We start from the raw sequence: 26357 nt of genomic DNA, 5'->3' as shown, positions 1-26357 counted from the left end.
GTTCAAGATGAAAAAAACAGGGATTTTATTTCTGATAGTCAGTCTCTTACTAGCCGGCGTATTTATTTATTCCGCCATTACGGGGAGCATTCATGTTACACCAATTGAATTATTGGAAGGGCTTATGACCGGTCAACATGCACAGGTAGAAATCATTAAAGATTTAAGAATCCCCCGCATGCTCATAGCGATGTTTACAGGGGCGGCTTTATCTGTCTCCGGTGTCCTCTTGCAGTCTGTGATGAGGAATCCATTAGCAGATGCCGGTGTTATTGGTATTTCATCGGGAGCTAGCTTCTTTTCTTTAATGGCGATTACAGCGCTTCCTCAATTTTATTTCTACTCTCCTTTATTTTCAGTTTTAGGCGGGGCAATTGCCTGCTTCCTCGTATACGTGTTGTCTTGGAAAGGCGGCTTAAGCCCGATTCGAATGATTTTGGTGGGGATCGCCATCAATGCCATGTTTACAGGGATGGCAGAAGCGTTTGTGACCATTTGCAGCTATTTCAATATCACCATTAATCAGTCGGGACAGTCGAATCTGACGATGAAAACGTGGGGAGATGTCCGTTTAATCGGTGTCTATGGCGTCATTGGGCTTGTGGTTGCGCTTTTCTTTAGCAGATGGTGTAACTTGCTTGCCCTTCAAGATAAGACGGCGAAAAACTTAGGATTGCGTGTGACCAGAATGCGCCTTTTGATTTCAATCACGGCGGTGTTATTAGCAGCGGTGACTGCTGCGGTAGCGGGCGTGATTGCCTTTGTCGGTTTGCTCATTCCCCATATCTCTAGAAGGCTCGTCGGCTCGGACCATCGGGTACTGATTCCATTTTCTGCGTTAAGCGGGGCCTTGCTCATTTTGACGGCTGATACGCTCGGCAGAACGCTTGTGGCACCAAATGAAATCCCTGCTTCTACAATCATGGCTGTCATTGGCGGGCCGTTTCTGATCTTTTTATTAAGAAGGGGGGATCGTCTGCATGGACATTCGTGAGGTGTCGTTTTCCTATGATCGGCAGAGGGACATTGTTCAATCGGTCACTACGCACATCGAAAAAGGGAAAATTACGACCATTATCGGTCCAAATGGCTCGGGCAAATCCACGTTACTTTCTTTGATGGCACATAACCATTGTCCACATAAAGGACAGATTCACTTAGATGGACAAGAGCTGAATGCGTTCAAGCCAAGGGAACTCGCGAGAAAGCTGGCAGTCGTTCATCAGCAAAATGAAGCGCCGCTCGATTTAACGATCGAACGAGTCGTGGCATTTGGGAGAACGCCGTACCAGACGATGCGCGGCAGTGACAAGGAAGAAGATGAGAAAGCAATCGAGTGGGCGCTGTCCTGTACAAAGCTGACGGATAAGCGAAAGGTGCCACTCGCCTCATTGTCAGGCGGAGAACGGCAGCGTGTATGGATTGCGATGGCTTTAGCGCAAAAAACACCGATCCTTTTCTTAGATGAACCGACGACTTATTTGGATATGTATTATCAATTTGACATTCTGGAGCTCATTCGAGAGCTCAATGTCGAGCATGGATTAACCATCGTGATGGTCCTGCACGATATGAATCAGGCGATTCGCTATAGTGATGTCATCATCGCCATGAAAGATGGACAAATTATCCGCGAAGGACGGCCAAATGATGTGTTAACAGAAGAGATGGTGCGGCACATTTATCATGTGTCCGTCACAATTAAGCAGGATGCAGAAACAGGGATGTATATCGTGCCTGTAGGCATATAAGTTGTGCAAAAAGCAGGTGAGACAGTGTGAAACGAGGGAAAAGAATCGGGCAGCGAATGCTGACGATCGTCTGTTTAGGTGTTTTTCTATATAGCGGTACTGCCATTGGCTTGGAGCTCTTTGGCAATTATCAAAATCGTCAGGTGCTTGCAAAGGCTCAGACACTTTACACACACGAGGATGGAATGAAACAGCGAAAACCTGGAGAAATCCGTCAGTCATTTGATGATTTGCGAAAGGTGAATGAAGACATTGTCGGTTGGATTGACATGAAGGACACGATGATTCAGTATCCAATTGTTCAGTCAAACGATAATGCATTCTATTTAACTCGTAATTATGTAAAGGATGACACACGGGCAGGCAGTATCTTTATGGATTATCGTAATGACGTCTTGCATGAAAGTCCCAATACAGTGTTATACGGTCACCGGATGAGGGATGGGTCTATGTTTGCTGGTCTCACAAACTATTTGAAAAAAGATTTCTTCCAAGATCATCGCACATTTCAGTACGATACACTGTACCAAAGCTATGAAGCAGAGATTTTTGCTGTGTATGAGACGACAGTCGATTTCGATTATATTCAGACTGATTTTCAGGATCTTGGTGAATATGCGCACTACTTGCAGGCTGTGCGTAAGAAGTCCATCTATCAAACGAAAACAGACGTATCCACAGATGACTTGATTCTCACATTATCGACCTGTGATCACGTGCTGGCACCTAAAAACAAGCGTCTCGTGGTACAGGCGAAGCTAAAGAAAGTTTACTAGAAAAGGAGAGACAGACGGTTGAAATGTTTACATGTGATTTGGGCAGGACTCGTCGTCGTGCTTCTCCTCGGCGGATGCAGCCAGGCGGCGCCTGTCGAGAATGGGAGCAAGCAAGGTGCGCTCAACATTCAGGATTTTGCCGGCAGAACATTATCGTTTCATGAATCACCTGAACGGATCGTCTCGTTGTCAACTGGCGACATGAGCATCATTTATGCTCTAGGTGGTCAGGTGGTCGGCCGGCCAACTGCCGAATTGCCAGACAATCTACAAAAGGCAAAGTCCGTACAATCAATTGGCACAACCCATCAATTTGATGTCGAGCTGATCACGAGTTTAAAGCCCGATGTGGTGCTTGGGAATGAATCATTAAACAGCAAGGATATCTCTACTATAGAAGGAATTGGTTCACAGCTTCTTTTGACAAGTGCCAACTCAGTGAAGGACATCCAGCATCAAGTTACTTTATTTGGTGATTTACTTGGAAAGCAGCAAAAGGCCAAAGCACTCAATGCTCAAATCGATCAGCGGATCAAGCAAGTGAAGCAGCCTGAGAAAAAAGTAAAGACACTCGTTGTATATGGTGCGCCCGGCACATATATGGCGGCACTTCCACAATCTTTAAGCGGTGATCTGCTGCGGATCGCTGGTGGGGCGAATATTGCTGAAAATGAACCAGCACTCGAAAAGTTTCCGCAATATGCACAAATCAATGCAGAAAAGGTAATCGAGGCCGATCCGGATCTCATTTTGCTGATGACACACAGCAATCCTGAAGATGTCAAAGCAGGCTTTATGAGTGAAATGAAGCAAAATGCGGCGTGGCACGATGTATCAGCTGTCAAAAATGGACACGTTGAGATTCTGCCAAGTGACCTATTTGGGACAAATCCAGGCGCAGAAGTCATCAGAGCGATCGATGAATTAGAGAAGAAATTGAAGCGATTGTCATCATGAAGATGAATGCAGAACTAGATTTTCAAAAAAGGCAGTCAAGACGAAAATGGCTGTTACCAGGATTGTTTCTCTCTTTATGTGTGGGCGTCTGTCTAGGACTTGCGGTAGGTTCTGTCCAATTATCGCTGACGGATTTAATGGCTGTGTTCACGGGATCAGGTCTGCCTGTTCATGAAAAAATTGTCATGGATTTACGGCTTCCCCGTGTGCTCATTGGTTTTCTCGTTGGGGCCTGTCTCGCGGCATCAGGGGCGATTTTACAAGGAGTTGTCCGAAATCCACTTGCTGACCCTGGGATCATTGGTGTGACTGCGGGCGGCGGGTTAGCTGCTGTACTCAGCATGATTGTTCTTCCGCAATTCACGTATTTGCTTCCGGCAGCCGCTTTTCTGGGCGCCTTATTAGCAGCTCTTGTCGTGTATATGCTGTCATTTGATCAAGGGGTTTCACCGCTTAAATTGATCTTGGCAGGTGTTGCCGTCAATGCCCTGCTTGGTGCGGTGATGAATGGGTTTATGGTGCTATATAGTGAGCGTGTGCAGGCTGTTTTGCCTTTTCTATCAGGGGGATTAAACGGGCGGAGCTGGCATCATCTTAGCTTTGTGTCGCCATATGCGCTGGCTGGATTATGTCTTTGTTTTTTCGCCATTAAACCGTCCAATCTCCTTTTACTTGGCGATGAATCGGCTCAGCTATTGGGTCTTCGAGTAGAGCGGACTCGATTTTTTCTCATTGCGCTGGCCGCTCTTTTAGCTGGAGCGGCTGTCAGTGTCAGTGGTTTAATCGGATTTGTCGGGCTTGTTGTGCCCCATTTTATCCGTCTTTTAATCGGAGATGATTACCGGTATTTGCTGCCGATTTCAATGCTTGGAGGGGGCGTGCTTGTGGTCTTTGCCGATACAGCGGCACGGGTCTGGTTTACACCGGTTGAATTGCCTGTAGGGATCTTGCTTGCCTGCATCGGTGCACCTTTCTTCCTCTATTTATTAAAAAAGAAAGGGAGGGGTTAAGATGGATGTCATTGCAATGGATGACGTGAGTCTCAGTCAAGGCGGCTTTCGGCTGTCTTCCATTTCAGCAGCTGTTCCTAAAGGGAGTGTAACCGGAATCATTGGCCCGAATGGGTCAGGTAAGTCGACTTTTATCAAAGCGGCCGCACGACTGACCTCAATCGAAAGCGGCATGATTTACATTCACGACATCCCGCAAAAAGAGATGACGGCACAGGAGATCGCCAAGGAGGTGGCGGTTCTCATGCAAACAAGAACCGCCATTCCATCGATGACAGTACGTGAGCTGGTCGCACTTGGACGCAGTCCGCATCGTTCCATCTGGAAAAAAAGCAGTACGTCAGATCATGAAGCGATTGAGTGGGCGCTTGAGGTGACGAATAGCCGCATTAATGAAAACAGAATGCTTCATACATTGTCAGGCGGAGAAAGACAAAAGGCATATATTGCAATGGCACTGGCTCAGAAGACAGAGACCATCATTCTCGATGAGCCAACCACTTATTTAGACATTGCGCATCAGCTTGAATTACTGGAGCTGCTCAAACAGCTGAATCAAACACATGGCATCACCATTTTAATGGTTCTCCATGACTTGCAGCAGGCCGCAAAATATTGTGACCGTCTCATTGCTATGAAGCGAGGTCAGGTGCATCAAATTGGCTCACCAAAAGAAGTGTTAACAGAAGACTTTTTCAAGGAGGTTTTTGGGATTCAGGCAGAGGTTCACTTAGACGGTGAGCATCCGCTCATTATCCCAATCGCCTCCATTCAACAACAAAAGGGAGATGAACCAAACATGATTATTGTAAACAACCAAGTAAGAGTAGAAAAAGGCAGTGCCGACCACCTTGTTAAACGGTTTAACAAGCAGGGACAAGTAGAATTTATGGAAGGCTTTTTAGGAATGGAAGTATGGGTCACTCAGCAGACAACTGATTACGATGAAGTGACCATTCACACCCGCTGGAATCGAAAAGAAGACTTTGTGAATTGGACAAAATCTCAGGCATTTGGTGATGCGCATGCTCATGGAAAGGCGAAACCTGAAGGCCTGTTAAAAAACAAAATTACGTACTATGAAGTGCAAGTCACAAGACCCGCTTTACAGAAAAAAGCCTAAATATTCAAAAGCGCTGCAGCGAAGAAGCAGCGCTATTTTTTTTGTGATTGTCTCTTTCCGTCACATATTTTTGACAAAGTATTCAAACAACTGACACAATCCTATCCAAATTTTAGGTAAAATTTACTTTATTTTTGAAGCGCATGGGTGTAAAGTACAGGTATAAATAACTAACCGAATGAAAATCAAGAGTAAAATTTCACCGAGTGAACTATATTAAATGGACTTTCACTTGTGAATCATTGAACAAATAGTGAACTTTTTGTGAAATGGTGAGCATAAATATCTCGAATCATTCGGCATGCGAAAGTAAGGGAGGATGTAAGGCTGTGAGTGAGCTGTTTTTAGCAAGATTTCAATTTGCCTCAACGACATTATTTCATTTTATTTTTGTTCCTATGTCTATAGGTTTGGTATTTATCGTTGCATTGATGCAAACCCTTTATGTGGTGAAGAAAAAAGACATCTATAAAAAGATGGCAAAATTTTGGGGTCACCTTTTCTTAATTAACTTTGCAGTAGGTGTGGTGACAGGGATTCTGCAAGAATTCCAGTTTGGGATGAACTGGTCAGATTATTCAAGGTTTGTCGGTGATGTCTTTGGTGCACCGCTTGCCATTGAAGCGCTATTGGCCTTTTTCCTTGAATCGACCTTTATTGGTCTTTGGATATTCGGCTGGGACCGTCTACCGAAAAAAATTCATTTGTTATGTATTTGGCTCGTTTCTCTTGGTACGATCTTTTCGGCGTTTTGGATTTTACTCGCCAACTCATTTATGCAGGAGCCAGTTGGATTTGTGATTAAAAATGGCCGTGCAGAAATGAATGACTTTGGGGCGCTCGTGACAAATCCGCAACTTTGGGTAGAGTTCCCGCACGTTCTGTTTGGTGCATTGGCAACCGGTGCTTTCTTTATCGCGGGTGTTAGTGCCTATAAAATGATCAAAAAACAAGAAGTGACCTTTTTCAAAAAATCTTTCCAGATTGCCATGGTGCTTGCTTTCATTTCTGGCTTAGGTGTGGCGTTCTCTGGACATGATCAAGCGAAGCATTTAATGGAATCACAGCCGATGAAGATGGCAGCAAGTGAAGCCCTTTGGAAGGATAGTGGAGATCCAGCGGCTTGGACACTATTTGCCAACATTGACACAGATAAAAAAGAAAACTCTGCGGAGATCAATATTCCGTTTGCTTTAAGTTACTTGGCTTATTCGAAGTTTAGTGGAGATGTGCCAGGCATGCTGACCCTTCAAAAAGAATATGAAGCAAAGTTTGGTCCTGGAGATTACATTCCTCCAGTCAAAACAACCTTCTGGAGCTTTAGAATCATGGTGGGTGCCGGCATGTTGATGATTTTTGCTAGTATGATTGGTTTGTATTTGAGCTTTAGAAAAAAACTAGAATCAAACAAATGGTATTTACGCTTCATGGTATGGATGATTGCGTTCCCGTTTATTGCAAACTCAGCGGGCTGGATCATGACGGAAATTGGGCGTCAGCCGTGGACAGTCTTTGGTATGATGACAACCGCACAATCCATTTCACCAAACGTATCGTACGGCATGTTGCTATTCTCAGTCATTAGCTTTACGACCATTTATCTGATTCTTGCCATCGTGCTCGCCTACTTATTCATTCGAGAAATTAAAAAAGGTGCACATTCTGAAGAGAATACAGATCAAAAGGATGAAACGGACCTGTCTACAGATCCATTTGATGGAGGCGCATATCATGGCATATCTTAACGAGATTTGGTTTATTCTTGTCGCAGTATTGTTTGTTGGATTTTTCTTCTTAGAAGGATTTGATTTTGGTGTCGGGATGTCCATGCAACTGCTTGGAAAAGATGCACATGAGCGCCGCATTTTAATCAATACGATTGGCCCTTTCTGGGATGCGAATGAGGTCTGGCTGATTACAGCTGGCGGGGCTATTTTCGCCGCTTTTCCTCACTGGTACGCTACGATGTTCAGCGGATACTATATTCCATTTACGATTCTCCTATTAGCGCTCATTGGGCGGGGGGTCGCCTTTGAATTTAGAGGGAAGGTCGAGAAGGCTTCATGGATCAAAACGTGGGACTGGATCATCTTCTTTGGCAGTCTGCTTCCGCCATTTTTACTCGGAGTGCTATTCACAAGTATGTTACGAGGAATGCCAATTGATCAAGATATGAATATGTACGCTGGATTTACAGACTTCGTCAATCTTTATTCAGTGATCGGCGGGGTAGCTGTGACGGTGCTTTGCCTCCTGCATGGATTGATTTTCGTCACACTCCGCACTGAGGGTGATTTAAGAAATCGTGCAAGAAAGCTCGGTCAGCGTGTTTTATTGATTGCACTACCAGTTCTTGTTGTATTTGTTGGTGTGTCTATTCTTGAAACGGACATTTATACCGTGCGTCCGATCATCACAATCCCTTTAACTGTACTCATTGTGGTTTGTTATGTAGCGGCTCTATTCTTTATGAGAAAAGAGCGTGATGGATGGACATTTTTATTCACAGGTGCAGGTATTATGGTGACGGTGACCATGCTTTTCACAGCATTATTCCCGCGTGTCATGATTAGTTCGATCAACCATGCATTCGACCTCACCATTCAAAACGCTGCATCAGGATCTTATTCACTGACGGTCATGACGATTGTTGCCATTTCTTTGCTACCTTTTGTGCTTGGGTATCAAATCTGGAGCTACTATGTCTTCCGTAAACGTGTAAGCGGTAAGGAGCCAATGACCTACTAATGGATAAACGTTTGCTTCAACTAAAAGGAATGAGGGGGCTTCTTGCCCTCTTAGGTATTGTGTCAATCATCCAAGGAGCAAGTATTATTTTTCAAGCACAGTGGCTGGCACATGCCATAACAACGCTGTTTGACGGGAAGAGCCTCATGCAGGCAACACCTTATGTCTTGCTGTTTCTTGCTGCCTTTCTGGTGCGGCACGGTCTCACCTTGATGCGGGAGAAGGTCATGTTCACCTATTCTTCCCGAATTGGAGCAGACGTGAGAAAGCAGCTGTTGGACCAGCTGTTCCGTTTAGGGCCAGCTTTCACGAAGAAAAAAGGAACAGGAAAGCTTGTGACATTGGCGATGGAGGGCATTGCCCAATATCGTCAGTATTTACAGCTGTTTTTGCCGAAAATGGTGAACATGGCAGTTATTCCGGTGATGGTGCTTGTCTATGTTTGGACATTAGATGAAACATCTGCTGTCATTCTCATTGTCACGCTGCCGATTTTAATTGTTTTTATGATTTTGCTAGGACTTGTCGCTCAGCGTAAAGCGGCCAAACAATGGAGATCGTATGAGAAATTATCCAATCATTTTACTGATTCTCTCCGTGGCCTTGAAACGCTTCGTTACTTAGGGATTAGCAAAAAGCATTCTCGCAATATTGGAGAGGTCTCAAAGCGTTATCGAAAGGCGACGATGAGCACACTGAAAGTCGCCTTTCTTTCATCTTTTGCTCTCGATTTCTTTTCTATGCTGTCCATTGCGACTGTCGCTGTATTTCTCGGCTTGCGCTTAATTGAGGGAGATCTTTTGTTATTGCCCGCTTTGACCGCACTGATGCTTGCGCCAGAATATTTCTTGCCAGTCCGTGAAGTGGGAAATGATTATCATGCGACGTTAAACGGTAAAGAAGCGAATGAGGCGATTCAAGTGATTTTAGAGGAAAAGGGCTTCCGAGAGCAGGAGACACAATCCGTGCAGCTGAACGAGTGGAATGAGCAATCTGAGCTCACACTGCAAGATGTCAGTGTGTTGCATGATGAACATGCTCCTTATTCGATTCAGGATGTGGACCTCACTGTGAAAGGAAAGAAAAAGATTGGGATCATCGGTGCCAGTGGTTCGGGGAAATCGACGTTAACGGATGTTCTCGGCGGTTTTGTTGAACCGTCTGCAGGTGAAATGATCCTAAACGGAAAGCCGCTTGCTCATTTACAGCTGGCGGCATGGCAAAAAGAAGTTGTTTATATGCCGCAGCATCCTTATTTATTTCACATGACACTGAGAGAAAACATTCGTTTTTATGAACCGAATGCAACAGATGAAGACGTTGAAAGAGCGGTGCAAGAGGCAGGTTTGTCTCAGCTCGTAGCTGAACTCCCCAATGGACTGGATGAGGTCATTGGCGAACAGGGCAGAGGACTGAGCGGTGGACAAGCGCAGCGGATTGCCCTCGCTCGTACAGTGCTCGGCCAGCGATCCATTATGCTGTTAGATGAACCAACGGCTCATCTGGATATTGAGACAGAGTATGAATTGAAGAAAACAATGCTTCCATTGTTTGAAAATAAACTTGTGTTTTTAGCCACACACAGACTTCATTGGATGACGGATATGGATGAAATCATTGTGATGGATCATGGGACAATTGCAGAGATGGGGACTCATGAATCATTAATGGAAAGAAAAGGTGTGTACTATCAATTGGTACAGGAACAAATGGGGGCGGTCACACATGGTCAGTAAAGGCTGGTTTATACCTTATATCAAGGAGAATCAAAAGCTGTTTGCCTTGGTGCTTTTTTTAGGGGCGATTGCGGTGTTTTCTGCTTCTATGCTCATGTATACGTCAGGGTTCCTCATTTCAAAAGCTGCCACAAGACCTGAGAATATCTTGATGGTCTATGTCCCAATCGTGGCAGTACGTACCTTTGGTATTTCACGCTCAGCGGCTCGTTATGCAGAGAGACTGGCGAGTCATCAGCTCATTTTGACGATGATTGAAAAAATGCGGGTACGTCTTTATGATATGGCTGAACGAAGTGCCAAACAGACTAAGCTTGGAACAGGTGAAATGCTTGGGCTGTTATCAGAAGATGTGGAGAGATTACAGGATGCGTATTTAAAAACAATCTTTCCATCCATCGGTGCGCTGCTTTTATATGCCGCTTCGATTGGAGCACTTGGGCTTTTCTCATGGCCTTTTGCCGGGTTGATGCTGCTTTATATGGCGCTGCTCGTATTTGTATTCCCATACATCACAGTACTTGTGAACCGGGTGCGACAAATTGAAATGAAAAAGGGCAGAAATGAACTGTACAGCCATTTAACAGATGCTGTCATGGGCGTGAGTGACTGGTTGTTTAGCGGCAGACAGAACGATTTTGTTGAGGGGTATGAACGAAAAGAAGCAAAGCTATTAGCACTCGAAGCGGCAAAGCACCGGTTTATCCGTCTGCGCCAATTTTTAGCACAGCTAGTCATTGGAGGAGCAGTCGTCCTTGTCGTGTATTGGAGCGGCTCAGTCGTTCAGGCTGGTTCTATGCCACACACGCTCATCGCAGCCTTTGTGCTTGTGCTGTTTCCATTAACAGAAGCCTTTCTTCCGCTGTCAGATGCAGCAGGCGATATTCCTGTTTATCAGCATGCCGTCAGCAGATTAAATCATTATGAAGAGCAGTCGTATGAAGGATTAGTGGAGAGGAAGGCAGCAGACGAGACACCCGTCTCTGATGGCGTTGAAGCGGTCTGTTTTGATCAAGTCACCTTCGGATATGAAGTAGATCAACATGTACTAAAGCATTTTTCGTTTTCCATGAAGCAAGGTGAATCGCTCGCTCTTTTAGGAAAAAGCGGTGCAGGCAAATCGACCATTTTAAAATTGTTAGAAGGGGCAGTCGTGCCAAATCAAGGGGTTGTCAGCATTCAGGGGAAACCGGTACAAAGCATTCAAGAGGAGATATCCTCTTATGTGTCTGTGCTCAATCAACAGCCCTATTTATTCGATACGTCTGTTTTAAACAACATTCGCTTAGGTTCTCCAGAAGCGACAGAAGAGCAAGTAAAAGAAGCCGCGCGGCAAGTGCAGCTGCACGATTACATTGAGTCTTTGCCAGAAGGTTATCACACAGGTGTACAAGAGACAGGGGGTCGTTTCTCTGGTGGAGAAAGACAGCGTATGGCTCTAGCACGGATTTTGCTGCAAAACACACCGATTGTTGTATTAGATGAGCCAACCGTCGGGCTTGATCCACGCACAGAGCGTGAATTGCTTGAAACAATCTTCCGTGTGTTAAAAGGAAAAACAGTCATTTGGATCACCCATCATCTCACTGGCTGTGAGGCATGTGACCGTATGATGTTTATTGAAGGTGGACGTATTGAGATGGAAGGGCAGCATCATGATTTGCTGAAAGAAAATGTGCGTTATCAAAAGCTGTATGAAATGGATCGTCCATTTTCGAACGTGTAAAAAATGTATGACAAGAACGTTCGGACAGAAGATTTCTGCCCGAACGTTTTTTTGAGTTTAAGGATTTACTTTTCCTACACCCGCATTTGATACAACTTCTGATTTCACATTGTTCACGTTAAGCAAAGAGTAGTTATAAGGAGGGTTGTACGTACCTGTTGAAGACGTTGGCAGACTGCCTGTGCTATTAATATATGAGTTGTTGATGACATGCCATGTACCGACTTGACGGCTGTCCCAGCTGCCAATGGCATTGTTTGTATTTTCAAATACGTTGTGCTCAATTCTCATTTTTGCGCCCATACGAGAGTTAATCGCAGTTGTATGGATGCCTTTGTAGTAGTTGTTATACACATGACCTTCTCCGTAGCGCATAGACGGTACACGAGAGTTCAAGTTTTCAAAGCGGTTGTTGTGGAATGTGATTTTTCTGTTGTAGTTATCGTTATCGGAGCTGCCCATCAGCATTGTTTTCCAGCTGTCATGGACATAGTTCCATGAGAACGTAATGTAATCGGAGTCATTTTTCACATCGAATAACCCATCATAGTCATCTTTCCCAGAGTTCAAAGTGTTGTAGAGTTCATTATGGTCGACCCATACGTTTTTAGAGCCACCTTCGATTCCGATGGCATCTTTATCACCGATTTTGCTGTGATGGATTTTGAGGTTGCGGATGATGACGTTATTAGCACGCCATACTTTAATACCAATCCCATTAAATTCGCCGTTTGTCCCTTTACCGACGATGGAGACATTGTTTGTATCTTTCACATCAATTTTATTGGCTGATGTATTAGAAGGAGTAATCGTTCCGTCTACCACGATTTTCAATTTTTCATTTGTTCCTTTGCTTTTGAGGGCAGCTAATAGTTCATTTCCGGTTTTCACCGTCACCGTTTTACCGCCTTCACCGCCTGTTGTACCGCCATTTAATGTGGAGAATCCTTGCTGATTAAAATTGGCCATAATCGAAGGGCTTTCTGGATATTTCGTTGCTGCTTTTGCCTCCCCATTTGGCGCAAATAATGAAGTCACGAGACCAACCGCTAACACACCAGCTAACATTGGAACTTTTTTCTTCAACATGAACATCTCCATTCTCTATTTTGTTTTAATGTAAACGTTTCCAAAATAAGCTGCGATTCAACCGCTCCTCCTTCCTTCGCCAGCATCGCCTCTTTCGGAATGTAGGAAGAGCATAGCACGCAAAAAGGTATCATCGGCTAAGAATTGGAACGAAGTATTCCACGATTTTCAAGGAAACTAAGGCAATGATTATTTCAATTTATCTACATGAGACAAGGATCATTGACGATAGGTATTGGGGTAACCTAGTGATTATGAAAAGGACGTTCTTCTTTTCAAGGAAAATCAAGATGATTACGAAAGCGTCATTTTGTTAGAGACAAAGACATGTCATAATCATTACATAAGAAAAAAATGGATATCAAATAGATCCATGCGCTAAACAGTAGGTAGAAAAGGCTCCAATTTAAAAAAAGAAGGTCTATTTTAAACGATGCGATCACCGGTGTCGTCTAATCAATAAGAGATAGAAAGGAAGGAGGGACGTGTTTGGAGCAGACCGAGGAGACTTTATGGATCAAGCGGGCAAAACAGGGGGATGATGCCGCATTTACCGCCCTTTATCGGCATCATTATTCGTTTCTTTACCGTTATTTGATGAAATTGACCCTTCAACAAGAGCTGACAGAGGAGATCATGCAAGAAACGATGCTCAAAGCGTACATGAAACTTTCTTCTTTTAGAGGAGATTCATTATTTTCAACATGGCTCATGTCCATTGCATCTAGACAATTTTTAGATCATCAAAAGAAAAGAAAACGTGAACAAACGAGAGAAGGAAAGGCGAATCAAGAAGCCATCCGCCGGTTCAAATGGGATGTTCAGCAAAAAGGCCATACTTGGCATGACATGTGGGATGCTCTAAATGAGTTAAAGGCTCAGGAGAGAGCACCGATCCTTCTCCATTACTATTATGGCTTTACTTACCCTGAAATCGCTTCGATGCTCGGGGTGAGAGAAGGTACGGTGAAATCGAGGGTTCATCATGGGATCAAGAAAATTCGAAAGGAGTGGGACTGATGAAAGAAGATCGTTTCGCCGATCGTTTAAAAGAGGGGCTGCAGGAGCTCGATGAACAAATCGAAGTAGAAAAGCCGAGTGAACAAGCTTTGATGTTGATGCTAAAGCAGGCAAAGGAAAAAGAGAAAAAACGTTTTAAACAAGAAGTGCTGGCGTACATCATCGTCAGTCTGACCATCATGACACTTTTTGCAGCTGCCATTACTCATTTGCCCATCATCTTCATTCTTCTCCAAGTGGTGAGCGTGCCACTCTGTGTGGTTGTCGGCATCAAGGAATACCAACATATTAAAGGAGGGTCCTCCTTATGAGTCAGACGGAAATGATCATCTTATTGTGCGCATTACCGTTACTGTTTGCACAGGGATTTCTCTTATTTATGGATGCCAAGAAAAGAGGGCGTTATAAATGGTTCTGGGGCATCATTGGATTAATCAACTTCCCATCTTCTTCTATTTTATATTGGCTGTGTGTTGTCTTACCTGATCGTAAAAGAGGAGGAAAGCTCAGGAAAGATTGAAAGACGTTGTAAAACTTTTGACCTTTTTTTTGAATGATCATCATCTAGAAAAAATGAAAATTTCATGAATGTGTCAAAGAAAGCGGGATGTTGAACGTCCAGTTCGTCATTTCTAGCACGATAGTCATTCTTTGAGCGGGTCATTTTCATGACGGAAGGTGATTCTGCTTGATCTATCTCATTTCGGCATCGTTTTCATCTGTTATCAATATTGATCAGTTTTTACAAATGGTGTTAAATTAATCTCAATATGCGTTAGAAAATCTAACAACCAAAGAGTGAGATATTGACAAGGAGGCAGATGAGACATGTTGACCTTAGATCGAGCAGCACAAACAGCACAAAGCTACATCCACCGTGTGCTAGAGGATGTAGAAAAACGGAATCCAGGCGAGGCGGAATTCCAGCAAGCCGTGAAAGAAATTCTGGAATCCCTCGTCCCGGTTTTTGCAAAACACCCAGAGTATGAAAAACAGGGGATCTTAGAACGCTTAATTGAGCCTGAGCGGCTTGTGATGTTTCGTGTACCGTGGGTAGACGATGAAGGCAAAGTACAGGTGAACAGAGGATTCAGGGTTCAATTTAATAGTGCCATCGGTCCTTATAAGGGGGGCATTCGTTTCCACCCATCGGTCAATGCAAGCATCATCAAGTTTTTAGGATTTGAACAAATCTTTAAAAACGCACTGACAGGTTTGCCGATCGGCGGAGGAAAAGGTGGATCAGATTTTGACCCTAAAGGGAAATCTGATGGAGAAATCATGCGCTTTGTTCAAAGCTTTATGAGTGAACTCAGTCGTTATATTGGACCTGATCAAGATGTACCGGCAGGAGATATTGGGGTAGGCGCACGCGAAATCGGCTATATGTTCGGCCAGTACAAAAAAATGCGTGGTGCGTATGAAGCAGGTGTCCTGACAGGAAAGAGCCCTGGCTTCGGAGGCAGTTTAGCAAGAAAAGAAGCGACCGGCTATGGACTGGTGTACTTTATGGAAGAAATGTTAAAAGCCCACGGAATGCAATTTGAAGGACGATCTGTTGTTGTGTCTGGGTCAGGAAATGTATCGATTTATGCGATGGAAAAAGTATTGGAATTGGGCGGAAAGGTTGTGGCTTGTAGTGATTCAAGCGGAGCCATTTACGACCCTCAAGGCATTTCACTTGAGACAGTGAAGCAGCTGAAGGAAGTCGATAACCAGAGAATTAGTGCCTACATAGACATTCACCCGCATGCTGAATTGATTGAAGATTGCGAACAAATTTGGTCTCTCCCTTGTGACATTGCGCTGCCATGTGCGACCCAAAATGAAATTTCAGAGTCGCAAGCACAGCAGCTAGTGGCAAACGGTGTCATCGCTGTAGGAGAAGGGGCCAATATGCCGTCCACACTTGAGGCCGTCAAAGTATTTGAACAACATGATATTTTGTTTGCACCAGCAAAAGCAGCAAATGCAGGGGGAGTGGGTGTTTCGGCGTTAGAAATGGCGCAAAACAGTGCGAGAATGTCTTGGACTTTTGAAGAAGTAGATGGTCAGTTGAAACAAATGATGCAGTCGATTTATCGTCAGTGTACTGAGACAGCTGAAGAATACGGATACGCTGGAAACTTAATGGTAGGCGCAAATATTGCAGGATTTCGCAAAGTGGCAGATGCCATGATCGCACAAGGCGTCATTTAACTCCTGCTCTCCCGCACCTGTTTATTTCATGACAAGATCGGGAATCGTCTTGTAAGAATGACAATAAGGAGGCGCGGGAGAAAATGAAAAAGTGGCTGAAACAAATTGTCAAATGGGCACCAGTGATTTATCCAGTGGTGAGGAAAATATATAAAGAACGAAAAGCATCCAAAAGTCGTAACGTATCAGCCGGGTAATCCGGCTTTTTTTTATGAAATGAATGAAACAAAAAAATATGCTCTGTGAATGATCCATATCACTTCTCTCTCCGTTAAGTACATAACAAACGGAAAGAGGAGGCAAAACAGATGAAAATGAAAAAAGCATTTTTAACGATCCCGCTTAGTGCAGCATTATTATTACCAACTGCTCAAATGGCAAGTGCACACGAAGGACATATGCATAGGGATGCAAAAAAGTCGTCATCATCACAAGAGGTGTCAAATAAAGCAACGGATCTTCGCGCAGCGCTTGATCAGCTCTTCTCAGAGCATGCTTATTTAGCAGTGATCACGATGCAAAAGGGAATTGACGGCAGTAAAGATTTTGATCAAGCAGCCGCAGCGTTAAATGAAAACACGAATGATCTATCAGATGCGATCGCCTCTGTGTATGGAAAAAAAGCAGGGAAACAATTCAAAGAGATTTGGTCAAGCCATATCGGCTACTTCGTTGATTATGTACAAGCGACAGCGAAAAAAGATGAAGCAGGTAAAAAGAAAGCGGTCAAAGAGCTTGATCAATACCGCATGAAACAAGCTGATATGCTTGATAAAGCAACAGGTGGAAGATTGAAAGCAAGTGAACTTGAAGAAGGGTTAAAGATGCACGTCAATGAACTGCTAAAAGCTTTTGACAGTTACACAGAAAAGGATTTTGATACAACCTATGAAACGGTCAGAAAATCCATTCATCATATGTTTGAAGTAGGTAAAGGTGTATCATGGGCGATTACAGATCAATTTCCTGGGAAATTTGATCAAAAATCAGTCGATACTCCAGCGGCAGATCTTCGTGAGGATTTAAACTACTTGTTCTCAGAGCATTTGGCACTCGCGGTAGTGGCTATGCAAAAAGGGAATGATGGCAGCAAGGACTTTGACCAAGCGGCAGCAGCCTTAAATGAAAATACAAATGATTTATCAGATGCGATCGCTTCTGTGTATGGAAAAGATGCAGGAAAACAATTTAAAACGATCTGGTCAAGTCATATCGGATATTTAGTTGATTATGTTAAAGCGGATGCATCAGGAGACGAGCAAGCAAAAGAAAAGGCTGTCAAAGATTTAGATGCTTACCGTATGAAACAAGCAAAATTTTTAGATCAAGCGACAGATGGCCGATTGAAGGCGGCTGACTTAGAAGCTGGGTTGAAAACCCATATTGATGAGCTCATCAAAACGTACACGTCTTATCATCATGGTGAATATGATCAGCTGTACCCGACTGTCAGAGAAGCATACGGCCATATGTTTATGGTTGGTCAAGATGTCGCATCAGCTATTGTCGATCAGCATCCTGACATGTTCAAATCCAACATGCCAAATGAGATGCCGAAAACAGGTATGGGAGGCACAGCCGGTCCATTAGGTATGTCATATGAAGCATTTGCTGGGATGATGGCAAGTCTCATCTTAGCCGGAGGTGCAGTGGGGGCGTTCTTCCTCATTCGCCGTAAACCATCAAATTAAGCAGGCATCAAGACAAGAGGGAACGTGCACAATCGTGCCGTTCCTTTCTTCAAAAGGAGGTCGACTTGCGTGAAAAGATGGCTGTTTGGTATTCTGACGCTTTTCATCATCACGGGCTGCGCATCCCAATCAATAGATGAAAAGTCATCCTCTGAAACTGCATCATCTTCTGAGCCAATGACAGCAAAACAAGCCAAGAATCAATCTCATTCACACGACACGTTAAAAGATGAGCCATCGGGTATTGTGCCAGCTGACATCTCCATTCCAGCGATTGATGTCCAAGCAAAAGTGGAGAAAACGACTTTATCAAAGGATGGCAGTATGGGTGTTCCACAAAATACAGATCACACAGCTTGGTTTGAAGATGGTCCGAAGCCTGGTGATAAAGGGAATGCTGTCATAAATGGTCATGTTGATAATAAATGGGGTCCAGCTGTTTTTTATCGACTAAAGGAGCTAAAAAAGGGAGACAAAGTCATTGTGACATCCTCGTCAGGGGAAAAGCGAACCTTTGAGGTTCTCAAGGTGAAAAGCTATCCGCGCGAAGAGAAACCAAATGCTTTTTTCGGGTACGCCTTTACACGGAATCTCAATTTCATCACATGTACGGGAACTTTTGATCATGCAGCCGGTACACATGAAAAAAGATTGGTTGTCTTTACACAACTGATTTCCTCATAAGAAAAAGGCGGATACACGGAGGTGTGACGCCTTTTTTTCATGATTTCCACAACAGCATCTTAGAAGAAGATTCATAGGTCATTAGATATGGTTGGTTGTATAAATAGGGGCGTTTGTCATATAAATGAGTTGGCAATTTTTATTTCTTTTCAGTAGAATATGAGTAATGAAGAGAACTGTAAGCGTATACAACCTGTCCAAACAAGGCAGATTCTCCACCCTAAATGAAGGAGGCCGACCTAATGCTGAGTAAAAGACTGGCGCACATTTTAAGTCAGCTGATGGCAGCTGAGACTCCTCTCACGAGCGCTGCGCTTTCTGTCAGTTTACAAGTGACAAGCCGCACCATCCGAACAGACATCAAGGAACTGAATGAGCGTCTAGCCCCTTATCAAGCAGCTGTATCAGCTGTTAGAGGCGCTGGCTATGAGCTGTTGATCAACGATGAGAATGCCTTTCGCCGTTTTATGAAGGAAGAAGTCGAACAGGAAGAACCGCTTGCTGTTCTTCCAGAAGAACGAGTTCGATTTATTTTGAAAAAGCTGCTTCTAGCGGAATCATATGTGAAGCTGGAAGACTTACAGGAGCAGCTGTTTATTAGTAAATCGACGATGAGTAATGACATGAAATGGGTCAAACGTAAGCTCGAACCCTTTGATCTGAAGCTGGAAGCAAAGCCGAATAAAGGCTGCCGGATCAAAGGATCTGAGATGAAAATCCGTTATTGCATGTCAGAATATTTATTCAATGAACGGCGTTCCTATCAAACAATGCTGAACACGGCGGTTACGATTTTGCCAAAACATGAGCTGGAATTGATTCAGAGAACCATGATTGATTATATCAACGAGGAAAAAATGAATCTATCAGACATTTGCATGAATAATTTAATTGTTCATATTGCTATTGCCTGTAAACGGATTAGACACGGAAACTATGTATCTGTGCTGCCTGAAGAAATCAACGAAATCCCAAGGGCAAAAGAATACAAGGTAGCCAAAAAAATGGTTGAGCGTCTTGAAGGGCTGCTGGATGTCTCATTTCCACAAGAGGAAATCGTTTATATCGCCATTCATTTGCTAGGAACAGCCAAAATGGTACAGTCTTTTTCAACGGGCGGTCAAAAACAAATTGTGGATGATGACACGAGCCGTCTTGTTCAGCTGATGCTGAAAGCCATTGATCAAAAATTGCAGCTGGATTTAGCGGGAGATGCGGAATTGCTGATTGGCCTCAGTTTGCACTTAAAGCCAGCGATCAATCGGTGTAAGTATGGAATGAATTTAAGAAATCCAATGCTTGATGAGATCAAAGCGGGCTATCCAATTGCCTTTGAAGCAGGGATTGTGGCGAGCAGGGTCATTGAAGAAGAGACAGGTTTGTCCATTCATGAAAATGAGATCGGCTATATGGCACTTCATTTTGGTGCGGCCTTAGAGCGCAGGAAAATGGAGATACCACCGAAGCGATGCCTGATTGTCTGTGCGTCTGGTGCAGGGAGTGCAAGGCTACTTCAAGATCGTTTGCGGTCACAATTTGGGTCGAAGCTGACCATTTTAGGAACAGCAGAGCTTTATTCCCTTCCGCATGTCTCTTTACATGCATTGGATTTAATTATTTCGACCATTCCCATTCATATGGATTTACCGATTCCGGTCATTCAAGTGAACACGATTTTAGGAGGCAGTGATTTTTTAAAAATAGAAGATGCTTTGACAAGTGAAACAAGAGTGACATTAGCCACGCAATATATGAAAAAGGAATTAGTCTTTACAAAACGCGCCTTTCAAACAAAGGAAGAGGTCATACACTTTCTCACGCAAAAGGTCATTGACATGGGCTTAGCGCCAGCAGAACTTACACAATCTGTGATGGAAAGAGAAGCGTCTGCACCGACTTCATTTGGGCATTATACAGCGATTCCGCATCCGATGACCCCGCTGACAGAAGAGACGTTTTGGGCGATCTGTACATTAGAAAAACCGATTATTTGGGGAGAGAAAAAAGTTCAATTTGTGTGCTTGCTTTGTGTCGAAAAAGAGAATGCCAAAGACTTAAAAGGCATGTACCGTCTGCTTGGAGAGCTTGTCCATCATGTGAAATTTATTCAGCACCTCATCACCTGTGACACCTTTGAAGACATGCTGGATGTCATGGATAAAAAAGCGCCTTCGTACAAGAACTAATGGTGTGATATTAACTTTTTCCGCTTCCTAAAGGAAAAAGTATGGGTGTTTATGAAAGCGGTTTCATAATATGATGAATGTGTAAAGAAAAGCTTCATACTTCAAAAAGGGGGCGTTTACAATGAACATTTTATTAGTTTGTGCAGCAGGTATGTCAACAAGCTTACTTGTCACAAAAATGGAGAAAAGTGCACAAGAACAAGGAAAAGACTATCGTATTTGGGCAGTATCTGGAGATGCTGCAAAAAATCATATTGATCAAGCCGATGTGCTTTTATTAGGACCTCAAGTTCGTTATTTATTACCGCAAATGAAAAAACTCGGAGAAGACAAAGGAATTCCAGTAGACGTGATTAATACCGTGCATTATGGCGTATGTAATGGTGCTGAGGTTTTAAAATCTGCTGAACAGTTAGTGAACGGATAAAGGGGGCGGAAGGGATGAATGGATTCAACCGATTTCTAGAAGAGAAGGTTATGCCGTTTGCAGGGAAGATTGCCGCTCAAAGACATTTACAAGCATTGCGTGACGGAATTGTTTTAACCATGCCTCTCATTATCGTCGGTTCACTGTTTCTTATTTTAGCCAACCTTCCGATTCCAGGATACAGCAATTTTATGGCAAGTGTCTTCGGAGCCGAATGGGCCACGAAACTATCCTATCCTGTGAATGCCACCTTTGACATTATGGCACTTGTTGCGACCTTTGGGATCGCGTACAGGTTAGCTGAAAAGTATGCAGTCGATGCACTGTCATCTGGTGCAATTGCTGTCGCAGCTTTCCTCCTAGCCACACCTTATCAAGTACCGTTCACACCTGAAGGATCAACAGAAGCTATCCTAGTGAATGGCGGTATTCCCGTCACACTGATGGGCAGTAAAGGGCTATTCGTTGCCATGATTATTGCCATGCTTTCCACCGAAATTTACCGCTTTATTGTACAGCGGAATATCGTCATCAAAATGCCTGATGGTGTACCGCCAGCAGTTAGTAAATCGTTTATCGCACTTATTCCAGGTTTTGTGGTCATCACGCTGATCTGGGTCGCTAGGCTTCTGATTGAGATGACACCTTTTGAGAGTATTCATAATATCATTACGGTCTTAATCGGCACACCACTATCCATTCTTGGTGGAAGCTTAGGCGGAAGTATCGTTGCCATCGGTGTGCAAATGCTCCTCTGGGCATGTGGTATTCACGGAGCCACCATTGTCGGCGGAGTCATGGGTCCGATTTGGCTCGGTGCGATGGATGAAAACCGTCTTGCCTTCCAAGCAGGAGAAGTGCTGCCGAATATTTTCACAGCGCAGTTCTTTGAAATCTTTATCAATGTCGGCGGAAGCGGCGCGACGCTTGCTTTGGTACTGACCATGATCTTGCGTGCGAGAAGTAAACAAATGAAACAGCTTGGCCGTCTTGCGATTGGGCCAGCCATCTTTAACATCAACGAACCGATCATTTTTGGAATGCCGATTGTGATGAACCCAATGCTTCTCATTCCGTTTATCCTTACCCCAATTATGATGATCATCACCACATATATCGGAATGAGCACAGGACTTGTAGCAAAACCGGCAGGGATCGCTGTCCCGTGGACAATGCCGCCAATCATTTCAGGCTATCTCGCAACAGGCGGGAAAATCTCTGGCGCGGTCATGCAGCTGATTAACCTTGCCTTGTCATTTGCGCTATACTATCCATTCTTTAGAATGTGGGATAAGCAGAAATTGAAAGAAGAAAATGAGCTTGAAGCAAAAGCATCAACAGATGAAAATGTCGTCAGCATGTAATAGAGGGAACAAGGGGGATGCGGCCGATGGAAATGGAACAAATTGTGTTTCAACTCATCTTGCACGGTGGTAATGGCAGAAGCTCGGCCATGGAGGCCATTACATGTGCAAAGCAAGGCAATTTTGATGAGGCGAAGCAAAAATTGCAGGAAGCACAAGACGCGTTAAATGAGGCGCATCACGCACAGACAGAGCTGATCCAAGGAGAAATCAGAGGAGAGAAAACCGACGTCAGTCTCTTGATGATTCATGCACAGGATCATCTGATGAACGCAATGACCGTCAAGGAGCTTGCAGCTGAAATCATTGAGCTCCATGAAAAAATGAAGCAATTCGGAGGTGTCAATTCATGAAAGACGGAATTAAAATTGTCACAATAGGCGGTGGATCAAGCTATACGCCTGAGCTCGTCGAAGGGTTTATTAAACGATATCAAGAATTGCCTGTAAAGGAATTATGGCTTGTGGATATTGAAGCGGGTCAGGAAAAGTTGAACATCGTGGGTGCCCTTGCAAAACGTATGGTTGAAAAAGCAGGTTTGCCGATTGAAGTGCACCTCACTCTTGACCGCCGGGCAGCTCTGAAAGATGCGGACTTTGTCACGACACAATTTCGTGTAGGACTGCTCGAAGCCAGAGCCAAGGATGAGAGAATCCCGCTTAAATATGGCGTCATTGGACAGGAAACGAATGGTCCAGGCGGGTTATTTAAAGGTCTACGCACCATTCCAGTCATTCTAGACATCGTGAAGGATATGGAAGAGCTTTGTCCAGATGCCTGGCTGGTGAACTTTACAAATCCAGCGGGCATGGTCACAGAGGCGGTGTTACGCTACACGAATCTGAAAAAAGTGGTCGGTCTATGCAATGTGCCGATTGGAATCAAAATGGGCATTGCAAAAGCGCTGGATGTCGATGTCGAACGCATTGAAGTACAATTTGCAGGCCTCAATCACATGGTCTATGGCTTAGATGTGTATTTAGACGGGGTCAGCATTATGGATCAAGTGCTCGATGAATTAGGAAATCCAAACAGCCAGTGGTCCATGAGGAATATTGAAGCGAAAAACTGGGAGCCTTCTTTCGTCAAAGGCTTAGGGGTCATTCCATGTCCGTATCATCGTTATTACTATAAAACGAAAGATATGCTGGAGGAAGAACAAAAAGCGGCTCAAGAAAAAGGAACAAGAGCAGAGGTTGTGCAGCAAGTCGAGCATGAACTATTTGAGTTATATAAAGACCCAGATTTATCGATTAAACCGCCGCAGCTCGAAAAAAGAGGCGGGGCTTATTACAGCGATGCAGCATGTAATTTGATCAGCTCCATCTATAATGATAAACATGACATTCAACCGGTAAATACAGTGAACAGAGGAGCGATTGCCAGCATTCCGGCCGAATCAGCGGTTGAAGTGAACTGTATTATTACAAAGGACGGACCGAAACCAATCGCGACAGGTGATCTGCCTGTGGCTGTGAGAGGACTCGTTCAACAAATCAAGTCCTTCGAGCGTGTGGCAGCTGAAGCAGCTGTGACAGGAGATTACGAGACGGCTCTTGTCGCCATGACCATCAATCCACTCGTTCCATCTGACGAAATTGCAAAGCAAATCTTAGATGAAATGCTTGAAGCGCACCGCGAATATTTACCGCAGTTCTTCAAATCAGTGAATGCGTAAAATAAAATGGCCCCTTTATGGGGTCGTTTTTTATGATTTTTTCATATGGAAACCGGAGAAAGCAGTGTATGATAGAAAAAACAACATGTACTGCTTCAAAGAAAGGACGGTTAGAATATGGTGGCAATTGGGTTAATGCTTTACGGCTTTATCGTTCAACCTCTACTTAGTTACGGCACAGTGGTTTTGTTTTTGTATGGAATCATTGCTTCATTTATTGGTCTGATTCGGCGTAGACAGGATGTGTGGATGTATGTTCTCCGCCTGCTCGTATGTTTTACTATTCCAGTAACCAATCTGTTAATGTATTTCGCAACCATCGGTGGAGATGAAAGAGACTTTGATTTCCAGCCGATGCCGCCAGTTTATCATCTTGTTTTTATCCTAGAAATCATCATCGTCTTTTTACCAGAGATCTTTTTACTGATCGAGAGAAAGCGGAGTATCAAAGGGAAACAGTGGATATATGCAGGGGCCATTGTGGGGATATCGGTCTTGTTTTGGTGCACGATTTGATTGAAGGCTGACTGACATCTAAGTCTTTTTCGCCTTTTTGTTGCGTAACCTCTTTCGCCTCACTTTTACAAAAGTAATCGAAAGAACAAAGATAGAAATTCCGAGAAACTTAAATAGAAAACGGGTGAAGAACGGTGAATCATCGAAACCTGTAGCGATGATGATCGATCCGATGCAAATCCCAAAGAACGCTAGTAAATAAGTAAAAAACATATCATCACTCCTTAAGCGTGGAATAGATCCATATTTTCCATTATGAGGTAGCGAAGGAGATAAAGAAACAAAAAAAGAACCCTTCATCAAATGAAAGGTTCTTTCGCTTGCTTATGCCTGCTTGACGACCGAATCGACTTCTACTGTCCAGCCGAAGATATCTGGCTGAGTTCCTTTTTGGATTCCAGTAATCGCTTCGTACAATTTCTTCGATACTTCGCCTGTTTGACCATTTTGAATGACGTATGGCTGATCGTGATAAATTAATTCACCGACAGGAGAAATGACGGCTGCCGTTCCTGTCCCGAAGATTTCTTCAAGTTCACCTGACTGATGTGCTTCGATTAACTCATCAATTGAAATTTTACGTTCTGTCACAGGGATTTCCCAATGCTTTAACAGCTCAAGCACAGAATTCCGTGTGATCCCTTCTAAAATGCTGCCGTTCAGTTCAGGCGTCACGATTTCTCCGTTGATTTTAAAGAAGATATTCATACTACCGACTTCTTCAATATACTTTTTCTCGATGCCATCAAGCCACAGGACTTGTGAAAATCCTTTCGTTTCAGCAACTTGCTGTGCTTTCAGGCTTGATGCATAGTTTCCAGCTGTTTTGGCATTTCCTGTTCCGCCTTTAACAGCGCGGACAAATTCGTTTTCCACCGCAATTTTGACCGGATGAATGCCTTCTTTATAATAAGAACCTACTGGAGATAAAATGATGATCAGCTTATAGGTGCTTGACGGTGCAACACCTAAATAGGGCTCAGTAGAAATAATGAATGGACGAATATACAAAGAAGTGCCCTCTGCATCAGGTACCCAATCCTTATCAATGCGAATGAGTTCATTTAAGCCTTCTAAAACCGTTTCTGTATCAATTTGCGGGATACATAGGCGGTCATTTGATCTGTTTAAGCGTTCCATATTTTTTTCGGGACGGAATAAGAGAATCTTTTGATCCTCAGACACATACGCCTTCAAGCCTTCAAAAACAGATTGGCCATAATGATAAACCATAGAAGCTGGATCCATTGGAATCGCCTGATAAGGGATAATTCTCGGATCATACCAGCCTTTATCAATTGAATAATCCATCACAAACATGTGGTCTGTGAAGATTTTTCCGAATTCAAGTTGATCAGATTGAGGTTTTGGTTTTTTTGTTGAACTAAGTTCAACGCGGATGGGTTGTTTTGGCATCGTAAATCTCCTTGCTGTTTGATTATTTGAAAATTCTAATAATATGAAATAATTATGATTCTATTCTATACCTTCACAAAATATTAGCAATAGGTTTTCTGGAATTCAGACAAGAAAAATCTGTTAAAGCGCTTTCCTCCTCTCTGTCATGGTTTTACTGAAGTTTCTCCTTAGAAATAAAATCCAATTTCATTATTAACTGATTAATCTGACAATTTAAAAACGATTTGTTTTCCTGTAAGATATTCTTTCAACCATAC

At 43.6% G+C, this 26357-nt stretch carries 25 protein-coding genes; 23 read left to right on the top strand and 2 right to left on the bottom strand.

Features of this window, described 5'->3' with window-relative positions; translation table 11 throughout:
* The first annotated feature begins 7 nt into the window (after nt 1-7).
* From NSQ64_RS19640 to cydC, 10 genes are all read left to right on the top strand, one after another.
* Nucleotides 8-994 (top strand): FecCD family ABC transporter permease, encoded by a 987-nt coding sequence (locus tag NSQ64_RS19640; RefSeq protein ID WP_007497915.1) that lies wholly within the window; start codon nt 8-10, stop codon nt 992-994.
* Complete coding sequence (locus NSQ64_RS19635; RefSeq protein ID WP_008345591.1) at nt 981-1751, top strand: ABC transporter ATP-binding protein; 771 nt, start codon at nt 981-983, stop codon at nt 1749-1751. The genes NSQ64_RS19640 and NSQ64_RS19635 overlap by 14 nt, the downstream gene beginning before the upstream one ends.
* 26 nt (nt 1752-1777) lie before the next feature.
* Entirely contained in the window at nt 1778-2527 is a 750-nt protein-coding gene (gene srtB / locus NSQ64_RS19630) for a class B sortase (protein WP_135009534.1), read from the top strand.
* Nucleotides 2528-2545: 18 nt separating this feature from the next.
* Complete coding sequence (locus NSQ64_RS19625) at nt 2546-3484, top strand: ABC transporter substrate-binding protein (protein WP_341017937.1); 939 nt, start codon at nt 2546-2548, stop codon at nt 3482-3484.
* A complete protein-coding gene (locus tag NSQ64_RS19620; RefSeq protein ID WP_008345586.1) occupies nt 3481-4494 on the top strand; it encodes a FecCD family ABC transporter permease in 1014 nt (337 codons plus the stop codon). The genes NSQ64_RS19625 and NSQ64_RS19620 overlap by 4 nt, the downstream gene beginning before the upstream one ends.
* A gap of 1 nt (nt 4495) precedes the next feature.
* Nucleotides 4496-5617 carry a heme oxygenase gene (gene isdG / locus NSQ64_RS19615; RefSeq protein WP_100324624.1) on the top strand — a complete coding sequence of 374 codons (1122 nt, stop codon included), beginning with the start codon at nt 4496-4498 and terminating at the stop codon, nt 5615-5617.
* A 329-nt stretch (nt 5618-5946) separates the two neighbouring features.
* On the top strand, nt 5947-7362 hold the full coding sequence (locus NSQ64_RS19610) for a cytochrome ubiquinol oxidase subunit I (RefSeq protein ID WP_058213460.1): 1416 nt from the start codon (nt 5947-5949) through the stop codon (nt 7360-7362).
* Nucleotides 7349-8365, top strand: coding sequence for a cytochrome d ubiquinol oxidase subunit II (cydB, locus tag NSQ64_RS19605; protein WP_058337090.1), 1017 nt, complete (start codon nt 7349-7351; stop codon nt 8363-8365). The genes NSQ64_RS19610 and cydB overlap by 14 nt, the downstream gene beginning before the upstream one ends.
* Entirely contained in the window at nt 8365-10101 is a 1737-nt protein-coding gene (cydD, locus tag NSQ64_RS19600; protein ID WP_268417079.1) for a thiol reductant ABC exporter subunit CydD, read from the top strand. Before cydB ends, cydD begins: the two co-directional genes overlap by 1 nt.
* Nucleotides 10091-11827: a thiol reductant ABC exporter subunit CydC gene (cydC, locus tag NSQ64_RS19595; RefSeq protein WP_341017929.1), complete on the top strand. Its 1737-nt coding sequence runs from the start codon at nt 10091-10093 to the stop codon at nt 11825-11827. The genes cydD and cydC overlap by 11 nt, the downstream gene beginning before the upstream one ends.
* Nucleotides 11828-11884: 57 nt before the next feature.
* Here cydC and NSQ64_RS19590 read toward each other — a convergent pair whose 3' ends face one another.
* On the bottom strand, nt 11885-12916 hold the full coding sequence (locus NSQ64_RS19590; protein WP_008345573.1) for a pectate lyase family protein: 1032 nt from the start codon (nt 12914-12916) through the stop codon (nt 11885-11887).
* 489 nt (nt 12917-13405) lie between these two features.
* Here NSQ64_RS19590 and sigY point away from each other — a divergent pair, with 489 nt between their 5' ends.
* The 13 genes from sigY (at nt 13406) to NSQ64_RS19525 (ending at nt 24681) form a co-directional block, all read left to right on the top strand.
* Nucleotides 13406-13936, top strand: coding sequence for an RNA polymerase sigma factor SigY (gene sigY / locus NSQ64_RS19585; protein ID WP_007497895.1), 531 nt, complete (start codon nt 13406-13408; stop codon nt 13934-13936).
* The gene (locus NSQ64_RS19580) at nt 13936-14247 is read left to right on the top strand and encodes a YxlC family protein (protein ID WP_045033786.1); all 312 of its coding nucleotides are present in this window, start codon (nt 13936-13938) and stop codon (nt 14245-14247) included. Before sigY ends, NSQ64_RS19580 begins: the two co-directional genes overlap by 1 nt.
* Nucleotides 14244-14456 carry a transcriptional regulator gene (locus NSQ64_RS19575; protein ID WP_341017927.1) on the top strand — a complete coding sequence of 71 codons (213 nt, stop codon included), beginning with the start codon at nt 14244-14246 and terminating at the stop codon, nt 14454-14456. The genes NSQ64_RS19580 and NSQ64_RS19575 overlap by 4 nt, the downstream gene beginning before the upstream one ends.
* Nucleotides 14457-14764: 308 nt before the next feature.
* Entirely contained in the window at nt 14765-16135 is a 1371-nt protein-coding gene (gdhA, locus tag NSQ64_RS19570; protein ID WP_008345568.1) for an NADP-specific glutamate dehydrogenase, read from the top strand.
* A gap of 83 nt (nt 16136-16218) precedes the next feature.
* Entirely contained in the window at nt 16219-16332 is a 114-nt protein-coding gene (locus NSQ64_RS19565) for a hypothetical protein (protein WP_008345567.1), read from the top strand.
* Nucleotides 16333-16443: 111 nt separating this feature from the next.
* Nucleotides 16444-17826: a copper amine oxidase gene (locus NSQ64_RS19560; protein ID WP_268382004.1), complete on the top strand. Its 1383-nt coding sequence runs from the start codon at nt 16444-16446 to the stop codon at nt 17824-17826.
* Between the two features lie 69 nt (nt 17827-17895).
* Nucleotides 17896-18510, top strand: a complete 615-nt coding sequence (locus NSQ64_RS19555; RefSeq protein WP_144679044.1) for a class F sortase — start codon at nt 17896-17898, stop codon at nt 18508-18510.
* Between the two features lie 242 nt (nt 18511-18752).
* Nucleotides 18753-20696, top strand: a complete 1944-nt coding sequence (locus tag NSQ64_RS19550; protein WP_251210580.1) for a BglG family transcription antiterminator — start codon at nt 18753-18755, stop codon at nt 20694-20696.
* 121 nt (nt 20697-20817) lie between these two features.
* The gene (locus NSQ64_RS19545; RefSeq protein WP_007497889.1) at nt 20818-21123 is read left to right on the top strand and encodes a PTS sugar transporter subunit IIB; all 306 of its coding nucleotides are present in this window, start codon (nt 20818-20820) and stop codon (nt 21121-21123) included.
* A 14-nt stretch (nt 21124-21137) separates the two neighbouring features.
* Nucleotides 21138-22487 (top strand): PTS cellobiose transporter subunit IIC, encoded by a 1350-nt coding sequence (celB, locus tag NSQ64_RS19540; RefSeq protein ID WP_341017921.1) that lies wholly within the window; start codon nt 21138-21140, stop codon nt 22485-22487.
* Between the two features lie 26 nt (nt 22488-22513).
* On the top strand, nt 22514-22840 hold the full coding sequence (locus tag NSQ64_RS19535) for a PTS lactose/cellobiose transporter subunit IIA (RefSeq protein WP_008345561.1): 327 nt from the start codon (nt 22514-22516) through the stop codon (nt 22838-22840).
* Nucleotides 22837-24165, top strand: coding sequence for a 6-phospho-beta-glucosidase (locus tag NSQ64_RS19530; RefSeq protein ID WP_007497885.1), 1329 nt, complete (start codon nt 22837-22839; stop codon nt 24163-24165). The genes NSQ64_RS19535 and NSQ64_RS19530 overlap by 4 nt, the downstream gene beginning before the upstream one ends.
* Nucleotides 24166-24282: 117 nt before the next feature.
* Nucleotides 24283-24681, top strand: coding sequence for a hypothetical protein (locus tag NSQ64_RS19525; protein WP_060832752.1), 399 nt, complete (start codon nt 24283-24285; stop codon nt 24679-24681).
* Between the two features lie 324 nt (nt 24682-25005).
* Here NSQ64_RS19525 and NSQ64_RS19520 read toward each other — a convergent pair whose 3' ends face one another.
* A complete protein-coding gene (locus tag NSQ64_RS19520) occupies nt 25006-26097 on the bottom strand; it encodes a branched-chain amino acid aminotransferase (RefSeq protein ID WP_008345553.1) in 1092 nt (363 codons plus the stop codon).
* Nucleotides 26098-26357 lie beyond the last annotated feature (260 nt).

Origin of the sequence: Bacillus sp. FSL W8-0183 (assembly GCF_038006825.1) — a bacterium.
Lineage (GTDB): Bacteria > Bacillota > Bacilli > Bacillales > Bacillaceae > Bacillus > Bacillus altitudinis.
The sequence above is the reverse complement of the archived record's forward strand: the minus strand, read 5'-3'. Positions and strand labels throughout refer to the sequence as shown.

What these genes read in the sequence shown, in the direction of transcription:
- NSQ64_RS19640 (WP_007497915.1), top strand. Translation starts at nt 8, where the DNA reads ATGAAAAAAACAGGGATTTTATTTCTGATAGTCAGTCTCTTACTAGCC.
- NSQ64_RS19635 (WP_008345591.1), top strand. Translation starts at nt 981, where the DNA reads ATGGACATTCGTGAGGTGTCGTTTTCCTATGATCGGCAGAGGGACATT.
- NSQ64_RS19620 (WP_008345586.1), top strand. Translation starts at nt 3,481, where the DNA reads ATGAAGATGAATGCAGAACTAGATTTTCAAAAAAGGCAGTCAAGACGA.
- isdG (WP_100324624.1), top strand. Translation starts at nt 4,496, where the DNA reads ATGGATGTCATTGCAATGGATGACGTGAGTCTCAGTCAAGGCGGCTTT.
- cydB (WP_058337090.1), top strand. Translation starts at nt 7,349, where the DNA reads ATGGCATATCTTAACGAGATTTGGTTTATTCTTGTCGCAGTATTGTTT.
- cydD (WP_268417079.1), top strand. Translation starts at nt 8,365, where the DNA reads ATGGATAAACGTTTGCTTCAACTAAAAGGAATGAGGGGGCTTCTTGCC.
- cydC (WP_341017929.1), top strand. Translation starts at nt 10,091, where the DNA reads ATGGTCAGTAAAGGCTGGTTTATACCTTATATCAAGGAGAATCAAAAG.
- NSQ64_RS19590 (WP_008345573.1), bottom strand. Translation starts at nt 12,916, where the DNA reads ATGTTGAAGAAAAAAGTTCCAATGTTAGCTGGTGTGTTAGCGGTTGGT.
- NSQ64_RS19580 (WP_045033786.1), top strand. Translation starts at nt 13,936, where the DNA reads ATGAAAGAAGATCGTTTCGCCGATCGTTTAAAAGAGGGGCTGCAGGAG.
- NSQ64_RS19575 (WP_341017927.1), top strand. Translation starts at nt 14,244, where the DNA reads ATGAGTCAGACGGAAATGATCATCTTATTGTGCGCATTACCGTTACTG.
- gdhA (WP_008345568.1), top strand. Translation starts at nt 14,765, where the DNA reads ATGTTGACCTTAGATCGAGCAGCACAAACAGCACAAAGCTACATCCAC.
- NSQ64_RS19565 (WP_008345567.1), top strand. Translation starts at nt 16,219, where the DNA reads ATGAAAAAGTGGCTGAAACAAATTGTCAAATGGGCACCAGTGATTTAT.
- NSQ64_RS19560 (WP_268382004.1), top strand. Translation starts at nt 16,444, where the DNA reads ATGAAAATGAAAAAAGCATTTTTAACGATCCCGCTTAGTGCAGCATTA.
- NSQ64_RS19550 (WP_251210580.1), top strand. Translation starts at nt 18,753, where the DNA reads ATGCTGAGTAAAAGACTGGCGCACATTTTAAGTCAGCTGATGGCAGCT.
- NSQ64_RS19545 (WP_007497889.1), top strand. Translation starts at nt 20,818, where the DNA reads ATGAACATTTTATTAGTTTGTGCAGCAGGTATGTCAACAAGCTTACTT.
- celB (WP_341017921.1), top strand. Translation starts at nt 21,138, where the DNA reads ATGAATGGATTCAACCGATTTCTAGAAGAGAAGGTTATGCCGTTTGCA.
- NSQ64_RS19535 (WP_008345561.1), top strand. Translation starts at nt 22,514, where the DNA reads ATGGAAATGGAACAAATTGTGTTTCAACTCATCTTGCACGGTGGTAAT.
- NSQ64_RS19530 (WP_007497885.1), top strand. Translation starts at nt 22,837, where the DNA reads ATGAAAGACGGAATTAAAATTGTCACAATAGGCGGTGGATCAAGCTAT.
- NSQ64_RS19525 (WP_060832752.1), top strand. Translation starts at nt 24,283, where the DNA reads ATGGTGGCAATTGGGTTAATGCTTTACGGCTTTATCGTTCAACCTCTA.
- NSQ64_RS19520 (WP_008345553.1), bottom strand. Translation starts at nt 26,097, where the DNA reads ATGCCAAAACAACCCATCCGCGTTGAACTTAGTTCAACAAAAAAACCA.